Here is a 12,663-nt window from a genome sequence, read left to right on the forward strand (position 1 = left end):
AATTGAAACGTATCGTGCGCAATTTTTCAGAATCGAAAGGTTCAAAGTACAAATAAGCATATAAGGAAAAGAGAGAATGGCTAAGGGGCAATCTTTACAAGATCCGTTCCTGAACGCACTGCGTCGGGAACGTGTTCCAGTTTCTATTTATTTGGTGAATGGTATTAAGCTGCAAGGTCAAATCGAGTCTTTTGATCAGTTCGTGATCCTGTTGAAAAACACGGTCAGCCAGATGGTTTATAAGCACGCGATTTCTACTGTTGTCCCGTCTCGCCCGGTTTCTCATCACAGCAATAATGCCACCGGCGGCACTGGCAGCAACTACCATCACGGTAGCAACGCGCAAGGTTCATCTGCGCAACAGGACAGCGAAGAAACCGAATAAGGTTGTTAGCTGTTTTACACACGGGGAGCCAGCGATCCTGCGTTCCCCGTTGATATATATTAAGGGGTTGACGCTTGTTTGACCGTTATGATGCCGGTGAGCAGGCGGTACTGGTACACATCTATTTTTCGCAAGACAAAGATATGGAAGACCTCCAGGAGTTTGAATCTCTGGTTTCTTCCGCCGGTGTCGAAGCAATGCAGGTGATTACCGGGAGCCGTAAAGCACCGCACCCGAAGTATTTTGTTGGTGAAGGTAAGGCAATCGAAATTGCCGAAGCCGTAAAAGCGACTGGCGCTGCGGTGGTGATTTTTGATCATGCTCTAAGCCCTGCCCAGGAACGTAACCTGGAACAGTTGTGCCAGTGTCTTGTTATCGACAGGACTGGTCTTATTTTAGATATTTTTGCCCAGCGTGCGCGCACCCATGAGGGTAAGTTGCAGGTTGAGCTGGCGCAGTTGCGCCATATGGCTACACGCCTGGTCCGTGGCTGGACTCACCTTGAAAGGCAAAAGGGCGGGATTGGTTTGCGTGGTCCGGGTGAAACCCAGCTCGAAACCGACCGTCGTTTGCTGCGTAATCGCATTTTGCAAATACAGTCGCGCCTGGAAAAAGTTGAAAAGCAACGTGAGCAGGGGCGGCAGTCGCGCAAGAAAGCGGATGTCCCAACCGTATCACTGGTGGGATATACCAACGCCGGAAAATCCACCCTGTTCAACCAGATAACCGAAGCCCGGGTCTACGCAGCGGATCAGTTGTTTGCGACCCTGGACCCGACGCTGCGCCGAATAGACGTAGCGGACGTCGGTGAAACCGTGCTGGCGGATACCGTAGGGTTTATCCGTCATTTACCGCACGACCTGGTGGCGGCGTTTAAAGCCACCCTGCAGGAAACTCGTCAGGCGACATTGCTGCTGCACGTCATTGATGCAGCAGATTTTCGTGTACAGGAAAACATCGAGGCCGTCGACACGGTGCTCGAAGAGATCGATGCGCATGAGATCCCGACTCTGTTGGTGATGAATAAAATCGATATGCTGGATGATTTTGAACCGCGTATCGACAGAGATGAAGAGAATAAACCGATTCGCGTTTGGGTTTCCGCGCAAACGGGAATAGGTATACCACAGCTTTTTCAGGCTTTGACAGAGCGACTTTCCGGTGAGGTTGCGCAACATACGTTGCGTTTGCCGCCGCAGGAAGGGCGACTGAGAAGCCGGTTTTACCAACTTCAGGCAATAGAGAAAGAGTGGATGGAGGAGGACGGCAGCGTAGGTCTGCAGGTTCGTATGCCGATCGTAGACTGGCGTCGCCTCTGTAAACAAGAACCGGCACTGGAAGACTATGTTGTCTGACCTGACGGATATGGCCTGAAGATTTTTTCGCCTCTATTCCTCGTGGATTTTATGCGGCAGAAAGGCGGCAAGTCCTGAAATCTCCAGGTGCATAGTCAACTATGTGACTGGGGTTGAAAGATGTAGCCAACGCATCTGCAGCGCAAAAAACGCAGGTATAGCATCGCATAACAAATATGGAGCACAAACATGGCGTGGAATCAGCCCGGTAATAACGGACAAGACCGCGACCCCTGGGGAAGCAGCAAACCTGGCGGCAACCCAGAGGGAAATGGAAACAAAGGTGGTCGCGATCAGGGACCTCCCGATCTGGATGATATCTTCCGCAAACTGAGTAAAAAACTCGGTGGTTTGGGTGGCGGTAAAGGTACGGGTTCTGGTGGTGGTAGTTCATCACAAGGCCCGCGTCCGCAACTGGGCGGCCGAGTCTTTACTATTGCAGCGGCAGCTATCGTCATTATCTGGGCGGCCAGCGGTTTCTACACCATTAAAGAAGCGGAACGTGGCGTGGTGACACGCTTCGGTAAATTCAGCCATCTGGTTGAGCCGGGTCTGAACTGGAAACCGACCTTTATCGACGAAGTGACCCCGGTCAACGTGGAAGCTGTGCGTGAACTCGCCGCATCCGGCGTGATGCTGACATCAGACGAAAACGTCGTGCGCGTTGAAATGAACGTGCAGTACCGTGTGACCGATCCGCAGCGTTACCTGTTTAGCGTAACCAGCGCGGATGACAGTCTGCGTCAGGCAACCGACAGCGCCCTGCGTGGGGTCATCGGTAAATACACCATGGATCGTATCCTGACTGAAGGGCGTACCGTTATTCGTAGCGATACCCAGCGTGAACTGGAAGAAACCATTCGTCCATACAACATGGGTATCACCCTGCTGGACGTCAACTTCCAGGCTGCACGTCCACCGGAAGAGGTAAAAGCGGCGTTTGATGATGCTATCGCAGCGCGTGAAAACGAGCAGCAGTACATCCGTGAAGCAGAAGCGTATACCAACGAAGTTCAGCCACGTGCAAACGGTCAGGCGCAGCGTATTCTGGAAGAAGCGCGTGCGTATAAGACCCAGACCATCCTGGAAGCACAGGGTGAAGTGGCTCGTTTCGCAAAAATTCTGCCGGAATATAAAGCCGCACCGCAGATTACTCGCGAGCGTCTGTATATCGAAACCATGGAAAAAGTGCTGAGCCATACCCGTAAAGTACTGGTTAACGATAAGGGCAGCAATCTGATGGTTCTGCCGTTGGATCAGATGCTGAAAGGTGGTAATGCGCCAGCAGCGAAGAGCGACAGCAGTTCAAATCTTCTGCGTCTGCCACCGGTAACGTCTTCCAGCACTGGGGCAAGCAACACCTCGTCCACCAGTCAGGGCGATATTATGGACCAACGCCGCGCGAACGCGCAGCGTAACGACTACCAGCGTCAGGGGGAATAACGATGCGTAAGTCAGTTATTGCGATTATCATCATCGTTCTGGTAGTTCTGTTCATGTCTGTCTTTGTGGTCAAAGAAGGCGAGCGCGGTATTACACTGCGCTTTGGTAAAGTTCTGCGTGACGATGACAACAAGCCGCTGGTCGTTGCACCAGGCCTGCACTTCAAGATTCCGTTTATTGAATCCGTGAAGATGCTGGATGCGCGTATTCAGACCATGGACAACCAGGCCGATCGCTTTGTTACCAAAGAGAAGAAAGACCTGATTGTTGACTCCTACATCAAGTGGCGTATCAGTGACTTTAGCCGCTACTACCTGGCAACGGGCGGTGGCGATGTATCTCAGGCAGAAGTGCTGTTGAAACGTAAGTTCTCTGACCGTCTGCGTTCTGAAATTGGTCGTCTGGACGTGAAAGACATCGTTACCGATTCCCGCGGTCGTCTGACCCTGGAAGTCCGTGACGCGCTGAACTCCGGTTCTGCTGGCACGGAAGATGAAGTCGCGACGCCGGCGGCGGATAGCGCGATAGCCGAAGCGGCTGAACGTGTGCAGGCAGAAACGAACGGTAAAGTTCCGGTCATCAACCCGAACAGTATGGCGGCACTGGGTATCGAAGTGGTCGATGTGCGTATCAAGCAAATCAACCTGCCAGCTGAAGTATCCGAGGCTATTTACAACCGTATGCGCGCTGAGCGTGAAGCGGTAGCGCGTCGCCATCGTTCACAAGGTCAGGAAGAAGCGGAAAAACTGCGTGCAACAGCGGACTATGAAGTCACTAAAACGCTGGCAGAATCTGAGCGCCAGGGCCGCATCATGCGCGGTGAAGGTGATGCAGAAGCCGCTAAATTGTTTGCCGATGCGTTCAGCCAGGATCCTGACTTCTACGCCTTCATCCGTAGCCTGCGCGCTTACGAGAAGAGTTTCGAAGGAAACCAGGATGTGATGGTCATGAGCCCGGACAGCGATTTCTTCCGTTACATGAAGACGCCGAATAGCGCAACACGCTAAAATAGCTCCAGCGGTTTTAGACCAGCAAAACCACCGGCATCCCCAGGGATGAGGTGGTTTTCTTTTTATATAAGGACGACGGATGAATTCAACAATTTTGCTGGCGCTCGCGCTGGTTTTGGTGCTGGAAGGCCTAGGCCCTATGCTGTATCCCCGCGCCTGGAAGAAAATGATCTCGGCGATGGCACAACTTCCTGAAAATATTTTACGTCGTTTTGGTGGAGGTCTTGTGGTTGCGGGCGTAGTGGTCTACTACATGTTGAGGAAAACGATTGGCTGAACAATAAGTAGACTAATTTGCAGGATTTTGGATGCAAAAAGTGCTGTATATCTGAAAAAGCGGTGGTAGAATCCATTTTTAAGCAAACGGTGATTTTGAAAAATGGGTAACAACGTCGTCGTACTGGGCACCCAATGGGGTGACGAAGGTAAAGGGAAGATCGTCGATCTTCTGACTGAACGGGCTAAATATGTTGTGCGCTACCAGGGCGGTCACAACGCAGGCCATACTCTCGTAATCAACGGTGAAAAAACCGTCCTCCATCTTATTCCATCAGGTATTCTTCGCGAGAATGTAACCAGCATCATCGGTAACGGTGTTGTACTGTCTCCGTCCGCGCTGATGAAAGAGATGAAAGGGCTGGAAGATCGTGGTATCCCGGTTCGTGAGCGCCTGCTGCTGTCTGAAGCGTGTCCGCTGATCCTTGATTATCATGTTGCGTTGGATAACGCTCGTGAGAAAGCGCGCGGTGAGAAAGCGATCGGCACCACCGGTCGTGGTATCGGCCCGGCTTATGAAGATAAAGTGGCTCGTCGCGGTCTGCGCGTTGGCGATCTGTTTGATAAAGCAACTTTCGCTGAAAAACTGAAAGAAGTGATGGAATATCACAACTTCCAGCTGGTGAATTTCTATAAAGTTGAAGCAGTTGACTACCAGAAAGTGCTGGATGACGTGATGGCAATTGCCGACATCCTGACATCTATGGTTGTTGATGTTTCCGATCTGCTGGACCAGGCGCGTAAGCGTGGCGATTTCGTCATGTTCGAAGGTGCGCAGGGTACGCTGCTGGATATTGACCACGGTACCTATCCGTACGTAACGTCTTCCAACACCACCGCAGGTGGCGTGGCAACCGGCTCCGGCCTGGGTCCGCGTTATGTGGACTACGTTCTGGGTATCATCAAAGCTTACTCTACACGTGTCGGTGCGGGTCCGTTCCCGACTGAGCTGTTTGATGACGTTGGCGAGTTCCTGTGCAAACAAGGTAACGAGTATGGCGCGACCACCGGTCGTCGTCGTCGCACCGGTTGGCTGGACTCCGTTGCTGTACGCCGTGCAGTACAGATTAACTCCCTGTCTGGCTTCTGCCTGACCAAACTGGACGTACTGGACGGTTTGAAAGAGGTGAAAATCTGTGTCGCTTACCGTATGCCGGATGGTCGTGAAGTCACGACGACTCCGCTGGCAGCTGACGACTGGAAAGGTATTGAGCCGATTTACGAAACCATGCCGGGCTGGTCTGAATCTACCTTCGGCGTGAAGGAACGTAGCGGTCTGCCGCAGGCAGCACTGAACTACATCAAGCGTATTGAAGAACTGACCGGTGTGCCGATTGATATTATCTCAACTGGCCCAGACCGTACTGAAACCATGATCCTGCGCGACCCGTTCGACGCATAATTCTGGTTATAGCGTGGCGTCGAATGGCGCTGCGCTTGCACTATCTTAGGCCGGATGGAGTGCTTTGCAGCAGCATTCGGCTTAAAATCACGTAAGTTCCTCGCTTTTTTCCTTCCTGAACTGAAATAAATTAGCGACCTGGCTGGTGGCTGGTTTATCATCAATATAATTAATACCACCAGGTTTATCCGTTTTATCCCTTTTCCTGAGGTTGATGTGCAGTTAACAAGTTTCACCGATTACGGATTACGTGCGCTAATCTACATGGCGTCACTTCCCGAAGGACGTATGACCAGTATTTCTGAGGTGACAGAAGTCTACGGCGTGTCCCGTAATCATATGGTCAAAATAATCAATCAACTTAGCCGGGCGGGCTTTGTTACTGCTATTCGTGGAAAAAATGGCGGTATCCGCCTGGGCAAACCGGCTAAAGCTATTGGTATTGGTGATGTGGTTCGCGAGCTGGAACCGCTATCGTTGGTCAATTGTAGCAGCGAGTTTTGCCACATTACCCCAGCCTGTCGACTCAAACAGGCGCTTTCTAAGGCAGTGCAAAGTTTTCTCACGGAACTGGACAACTACACACTTGCTGATTTGGTTGAAGAAAATCAACCGCTTTATAAATTATTGCTGGTGGAGTAATGAAGTCCAAAGTATTTCGCGTCGCATCGCGGCGGCAACTGAGCGACTCCCGGGAGCTTACAAAAGTAAGTGACTGAGGGTGAGCAAAGGCAGCCAACAAAGAGGCGTCGTGAAAGACGAAGGAATTCCATCAGAGCTGACAATGGAGGAACCTCGATGTCACAAGATCCTTTCCAGGAACGCGAAGCAGAAAAATACGCGAATCCTATCCCAAGCCGGGAATTTATCCTCGAACATTTAACTAAACGTGAAAAACCGGCCAACCGCGATGAGCTGGCCGCTGAACTCAACATTGAAGGTGAAGAGCAGCAAGAAGCGCTGCGTCGCCGCCTGCGCGCCATGGAGCGTGACGGGCAACTGGTCTTCACCCGCCGTCAGTGCTATGCGCTGCCAGAACGTCTTGACCTGCTGAAAGGCACCGTTATTGGCCACCGTGATGGCTACGGCTTTCTGCGCGTTGAAGGCCGCAAAGATGACCTGTACCTGTCCAGCGAGCAGATGAAAACCTGCATTCATGGCGATCAGGTACTGGCACAGCCGCTGGGCGCGGACCGTAAAGGTCGTCGCGAAGCGCGTATTGTGCGTGTACTGGTGCCAAAAACCAGCCAAATTGTCGGTCGCTACTTTACCGATGCTGGCGTTGGGTTTGTTGTCCCTGACGACAGCCGCCTGAGCTTCGATATCCTGATCCCGCCGGAAGAGGTGATGGGCGCTCGTATGGGCTTTGTGGTCGTCGTTGAACTGACCCAGCGTCCGACTCGCCGCACCAAAGCGGTGGGTAAAATTGTTGAAGTGCTGGGCGATAATATGGGAACCAGCATGGCCGTTGATATGGCCCTGCGTACTCATGAAATCCCATACATCTGGCCGCAGGCTGTTGAGAAACAGGTCGCCGGACTGAAAGAAGAAGTACCGGAAGAAGCGAAAATAGGACGTGTCGATCTGCGCGATCTCCCTCTGGTCACTATTGACGGCGAAGATGCGCGTGACTTCGACGATGCGGTTTATTGCGAGAAGAAACGTGGCGGCGGCTGGCGTTTATGGGTGGCGATTGCTGACGTAAGCTATTACGTTCGCCCGCCGACTCCGCTGGACCAGGAAGCCCGCAGCCGCGGCACATCCGTCTACTTCCCATCGCAGGTTGTTCCGATGCTGCCGGAAGTGCTGTCTAACGGATTGTGTTCGCTCAACCCGCAGGTGGACAGGTTGTGTATGGTCTGCGAAATGACCATTTCGTCGAAAGGCCGTTTAACTGGCTTTAAATTCTACGAAGCGGTCATGAGTTCCCATGCTCGTCTGACTTACACCAAGGTCTGGCACATGCTGCAGGGCGACCAGGAACTGCGTGAGCAGTACGCGCCGTTGGTTAAACACATTGAAGAGCTGCACAACCTCTACAAAGTGCTGGATAAAGCGCGTGAAGAGCGTGGTGGTATCTCGTTTGAAAGTGAAGAAGCGAAGTTTATCTTCAATGCTGAACGCCGTATTGAGCGTATCGAGCAGACGCAACGTAATGACGCGCACAAACTGATTGAAGAGTGCATGATCATGGCGAACATCTCAGCGGCGCGATTCGTTGAGAAAGCCAAAGAACCCGCACTGTTCCGTATTCACGATAAGCCGACGACCGAAGCGATTAACTCGTTCCGTTCCGTGCTGGCGGAGCTGGGACTGGAGCTGCCTGGCGGCAACAAACCGGAGCCACGTGATTACGCGGAACTGCTGGAGTCGATTGCTGACCGTCCTGACGCAGAAATGCTGCAAACCATGCTGCTGCGTTCGATGAAGCAAGCGATTTACGATCCGGAAAACCGTGGGCACTTTGGTCTGGCGCTGCAATCTTATGCGCACTTTACCTCGCCGATTCGTCGTTACCCGGATCTCTCCTTGCACCGGGCGATTAAGTATCTGCTGGCGCAGGAGCAGGGCCATAAAGGCAACACCACGGAAACGGGTGGCTACCATTATTCGATGGAAGAGATGCTGCAACTGGGTCAGCATTGTTCGATGGCAGAGCGCCGTGCTGACGAAGCCACGCGCGATGTCTCTGACTGGCTGAAGTGCGACTTCATGCTGGATCAGGTGGGTAATGTCTTTAAAGGCGTGATTGCCAGCGTGACGGGTTTTGGCTTCTTTGTCCGCCTTGATGAGCTGTTTATCGATGGTCTGGTGCATGTCTCCTCCCTGGATAACGACTACTATCGTTTCGACCAGGTTGGGCAGCGCCTGACGGGGGAATCCAGCGGTCAAATGTATCGCCTGGGCGATCGCGTTGAAGTTCGCGTGGAAGCGGTCAATATGGACGAGCGTAAAATCGACTTCAGTTTGATCTCCAGCGAACGTGCGCCGCGCAATGAAGGTAAAACCGCGCGCGAAAAAGCGAAAAAAGGCGATGCGGGTAAAAACACCGGTAAACGCCGTCAGATGGGCAAAAAGGTGAATTTCGAGCCGGACAGCGCTTTCCGCGGCGAGAAGAAAGGCAGAGCCAAACCTCAGGCGGATAAGAAAGCGGCTGAGAAGAAAGGCGATAAAAAAGCGAAAAAGCCATCGGCAAAAACGCTTAAAATCGCTGCCGCCACCAAAGCTAAACGTGCAGCGAAAAAGAACGTCGCACAATAACCGCCACAAACAGTAAGTCGGGCAGCCTCGCGTTGCCCGCGTTACGCATAAACTATTAACGAGTATATTCATGAGTGAAATGATTTACGGCATCCATGCGGTGCAGGCTCTGCTGGAACGTGCGCCGGAGCGCTTCCAGGACGTCTTTATTCTCAAAGGTCGTGAAGATAAACGCCTGCTGCCGCTGATCCACGCACTGGAAGCACAGGGTGTTGTCATTCAACTGGCTAACCGTCAGTTTCTGGATGAGAAAAGCGAGGGTGCGGTACATCAGGGAATTATTGCTCGCGTGAAACCGGGCCGTCAGTACCAGGAAAACGATCTGCCGGATCTGATTGCTACACTCGATCAGCCGTTCTTTTTGATCCTCGATGGCGTCACTGATCCACATAACCTGGGCGCATGTTTGCGTAGCGCCGATGCTGCCGGCGTGCATGCGGTTATCGTACCGAAGGATCGTTCTGCGCAGCTGAATGCGACGGCGAAAAAAGTCGCCTGTGGCGCGGCAGAAAGCGTACCGCTGATCCGCGTAACCAACCTGGCGCGCACCATGCGTATGTTGCAGGAAGAGAACATCTGGATCGTTGGTACCGCAGGCGAAGCTGACCATACGTTGTATCAGAGCAAAATGACCGGACGTCTGGCGCTGGTAATGGGTGCAGAGGGCGAAGGTATGCGCCGTCTGACCCGTGAACACTGTGATGAACTGATCAGCATCCCAATGGCCGGGAGCGTTTCATCGCTTAACGTCTCTGTTGCGACGGGAATTTGCCTGTTTGAAGCTGTTCGTCAACGCGGGTAATTGATTCCTCCTTCTCTTAAGCCATCCTTCGGGATGGCTTTTTTGTGACCTTAATCCCAGGCACTCTCTTCTCTGACTGGCCATACTTAAGGCGACGGCCATTGACGGAGGGAGACACAATGCACTGGCAAACGCATACCGTTTTTAACCAACCTGTACCGCTCAATAACAGCAACTTATACCTGTCAGATGGCGCACTGTGCGAAGCGGTCAATCGCGAAGGCGCAGCTTGGGACAGCGATCTCCTCGCCAGTATTGGTCAGCAGTTAGGGACTGCGGAATCGCTCGAATTGGGTCGGTTAGCTAACGCTTATCCACCCGAACTGTTGCGCTACGACCCGCAGGGGCAGCGGCTGGATGATGTGCGGTTTCATCCCGCATGGCATTTGCTGATGCAGGGATTGTGCGCCAACCGCGTACATAACCTGGCCTGGGAAGAGGAGGCCAGGCAGGGCTCGTTTGTTGCCCGGGCTGCACGTTTTATGCTGCATGCGCAGGTGGAAGCGGGCACCTTGTGTCCGGTGACCATGACGTTTGCCGCCACGCCGCTGTTGCTCCAAATGTTACCTGCACAATTTCACGACTGGTTGACGCCGCTGCTAAGCGACCGTTATGACTCGCATTTACTGCCCGGAGGGCAAAAGCGCGGGCTACTGATTGGTATGGGTATGACTGAAAAACAGGGTGGCTCAGATGTGCTGAGCAATACCACTCAGGCAGAACGTCTTGTCGACGGCTCGTATCGGCTGGTGGGACATAAGTGGTTTTTCTCCGTACCGCAAAGCGATGCCCATTTGGTGCTGGCCCAGGCAAAGGGCGGTTTATCCTGTTTTTTTGTACCGCGATTTTTACCCGATGGGAGCCGGAATGCGATTTGCCTTGAACGACTGAAAGATAAGTTAGGCAACCGCTCCAACGCCAGCTGCGAGGTTGAATTCCACGATGCGATCGGCTGGCTATTGGGTGAAGAAGGGGAAGGTATCCGCCATATCCTGAAAATGGGCGGGATGACGCGTTTTGACTGCGCGCTCGGCAGCCACGGCATGATGCGACGTGCTTTTTCCGTGGCGATTTACCATGCGCATCAGCGGCAGGTATTTGGTAAACCTTTGATCGAACAACCGATGATGCGTCAGGTACTAAGCCGAATGGCGTTGCAACTGGAAGGGCAGACCGCGCTACTGTTTCGGCTGGCGCGAGCCTGGGATCGTCGTACCGATACGAAAGAAGCGCTGTGGGCCAGATTATTCACACCCGCAGCGAAATTTGCCATCTGCAAAAATGGCATGCCGTTCGTTGCCGAGGCGATGGAAGTACTGGGCGGGATTGGCTACTGCGAGGAGAGCGAGCTACCGCGCCTGTACCGTGAGATGCCGGTAAACAGTATCTGGGAAGGCTCCGGCAACATTATGTGCCTTGATGTATTGCGGGTACTTACAAAACAACCCGGCATCTACGATATGCTCAGCGAAGCCTTTGCGGAGGTAAAGGGACAAGATCGGCATTACGATCGAATGGTGCGCAAGCTGCAGCAGCATTTACGTAAACCCAGCGAGGAGTTGGGACGGGAGATTACGCAGCAATTGTTCCTGCTCGGCTGCGGGGCGCAGATGTTGCGTTATGCCTCTCCGCCAGTCGCGCAAGCCTGGTGTCAGATGATGCTGGATACGCGTGGTGTAACACAGTTTTCTGCACAGGTGCAGGGTGATTTGCTGCTGCGGGCGACGGGAGGAATACGGTAATACTATGCCAGATGGCGATGCTGTCGCGTCGTATCCTGTCTACGTTCAATACAGGCAGGATACGTTTACGCCATCCGGCAATCTGTTAGGCATAAAGTATGGCCTGTACGCGCCAGTTATCTGGCTGCTGGTCTTCGTACATCTGAATGATCCGATACCATGAGGCACCTTGTTCATCCGCTTTTAACGCGATTACACGTTCTACATCCTGCGGATTCCCTGCAATGTTACTGACAGAGATCAGGCCAATTTCGTTCAGGCCCGTAACGCAGTCAGCACTGGCGAACTCGGCAGACTGCGCCGTTGTACCTACCAGTCCGGCAGAAAACAGCAGTGAGGATAAGGCAAGTGATTGTTTCATCGTCAGCTCCATTATTCGTACCCCTACACATGGCAGGGCATTCCATCGCGATAATAAACCTCAAGCTCCCTGCTGTTGGTTTATTGTGCACAGGTAAACGCATAGGGGCGCAAAGCAATGTAAAGCTGACTAAATTTCAAGCCAATATTATTTACGATACAAAATAGCTTGTGAATACCATTGGCCTGTCACGATAGTCTCATCAACTAATAAGACAACGTAATAATCAGCTTTAGCCGCGACGGCTTTGGCACGGATCTCTGCCAGCGCATCATCTGGAGAGCCTCTTACCAGCGCATTGACTGTCCCTATTCGCTGCAACCCGTTACTCTGGTCACGGCGGATCTCTTGCGGGTGGTCGGCTACGGGCGGTGCAGGTTGTGGTGTACCCTGTAACACGCTACAGGCGCTTAAAAACGTCACCAGCAACAAAGAGGCAAACCGACGCATAACTCTATCTCGTTTCCTGATAGCCATAGTGTAGTGCCTTATTAAATTCCCTTTAGGGGAATGTTCCCGAATTGTTATCTCTCACGCGATTTTCGAATGAAAATGTTGCGAAAGCGTAACCCAGTTCTCAACATTATGAATCATTGCCGAACACATTCGCTTGCGTTAAGTATTGC

Annotated in this window: 12 protein-coding genes; 10 read left to right on the plus strand and 2 right to left on the minus strand. The window is 52.6% G+C overall.

What is annotated here, in order from left to right; translation table 11 throughout:
• The first annotated feature begins 76 nt into the window (after positions 1–76).
• The 10 genes from hfq to OGY19_RS17280 all read left to right on the plus strand — a co-directional run bounded on the left by hfq (position 77) and on the right by OGY19_RS17280 (position 11,676).
• Entirely contained in the window at positions 77–385 is a 309-nt protein-coding gene (gene hfq / locus OGY19_RS17235) for an RNA chaperone Hfq (RefSeq protein WP_003025584.1), read from the plus strand.
• A 74-nt stretch (positions 386–459) separates the two neighbouring features.
• Positions 460–1,740 carry a ribosome rescue GTPase HflX gene (hflX, locus tag OGY19_RS17240; RefSeq protein ID WP_003025589.1) on the plus strand — a complete coding sequence of 427 codons (1,281 nt, stop codon included), beginning with the start codon at positions 460–462 and terminating at the stop codon, positions 1,738–1,740.
• A 189-nt stretch (positions 1,741–1,929) separates the two neighbouring features.
• Positions 1,930–3,183, plus strand: a complete 1,254-nt coding sequence (hflK, locus tag OGY19_RS17245) for an FtsH protease activity modulator HflK (RefSeq protein ID WP_048212892.1) — start codon at positions 1,930–1,932, stop codon at positions 3,181–3,183.
• 2 nt (positions 3,184–3,185) lie between these two features.
• Positions 3,186–4,190 (plus strand): protease modulator HflC, encoded by a 1,005-nt coding sequence (hflC, locus tag OGY19_RS17250; protein WP_005122169.1) that lies wholly within the window; start codon positions 3,186–3,188, stop codon positions 4,188–4,190.
• Between the two features lie 82 nt (positions 4,191–4,272).
• A complete protein-coding gene (locus OGY19_RS17255) occupies positions 4,273–4,470 on the plus strand; it encodes a DUF2065 domain-containing protein (protein ID WP_005122170.1) in 198 nt (65 codons plus the stop codon).
• Positions 4,471–4,572: 102 nt separating this feature from the next.
• A complete protein-coding gene (purA, locus tag OGY19_RS17260; RefSeq protein WP_005134423.1) occupies positions 4,573–5,871 on the plus strand; it encodes an adenylosuccinate synthase in 1,299 nt (432 codons plus the stop codon).
• Between the two features lie 216 nt (positions 5,872–6,087).
• On the plus strand, positions 6,088–6,513 hold the full coding sequence (gene nsrR / locus OGY19_RS17265; protein WP_005134424.1) for a nitric oxide-sensing transcriptional repressor NsrR: 426 nt from the start codon (positions 6,088–6,090) through the stop codon (positions 6,511–6,513).
• A gap of 156 nt (positions 6,514–6,669) precedes the next feature.
• Positions 6,670–9,132, plus strand: a complete 2,463-nt coding sequence (gene rnr, locus OGY19_RS17270; protein ID WP_115601104.1) for a ribonuclease R — start codon at positions 6,670–6,672, stop codon at positions 9,130–9,132.
• A gap of 70 nt (positions 9,133–9,202) precedes the next feature.
• Positions 9,203–9,934: a 23S rRNA (guanosine(2251)-2'-O)-methyltransferase RlmB gene (rlmB, locus tag OGY19_RS17275; RefSeq protein ID WP_003830482.1), complete on the plus strand. Its 732-nt coding sequence runs from the start codon at positions 9,203–9,205 to the stop codon at positions 9,932–9,934.
• A 119-nt stretch (positions 9,935–10,053) separates the two neighbouring features.
• A complete protein-coding gene (locus tag OGY19_RS17280) occupies positions 10,054–11,676 on the plus strand; it encodes an isovaleryl-CoA dehydrogenase (RefSeq protein ID WP_115601103.1) in 1,623 nt (540 codons plus the stop codon).
• Between the two features lie 85 nt (positions 11,677–11,761).
• On the opposite strand, the gene yjfN is transcribed toward OGY19_RS17280, so the two are convergent.
• On the minus strand, positions 11,762–12,037 hold the full coding sequence (yjfN, locus tag OGY19_RS17285; RefSeq protein WP_145993854.1) for a DUF1471 family protease activator YjfN: 276 nt from the start codon (positions 12,035–12,037) through the stop codon (positions 11,762–11,764).
• 147 nt (positions 12,038–12,184) lie between these two features.
• Positions 12,185–12,514, minus strand: coding sequence for a biofilm peroxide resistance protein BsmA (gene bsmA / locus OGY19_RS17290; RefSeq protein ID WP_040232967.1), 330 nt, complete (start codon positions 12,512–12,514; stop codon positions 12,185–12,187).
• Positions 12,515–12,663 lie beyond the last annotated feature (149 nt).

Source organism: Citrobacter sp. Cy070, from assembly GCF_030332245.1.
GTDB lineage: Bacteria > Pseudomonadota > Gammaproteobacteria > Enterobacterales > Enterobacteriaceae > Citrobacter > Citrobacter youngae.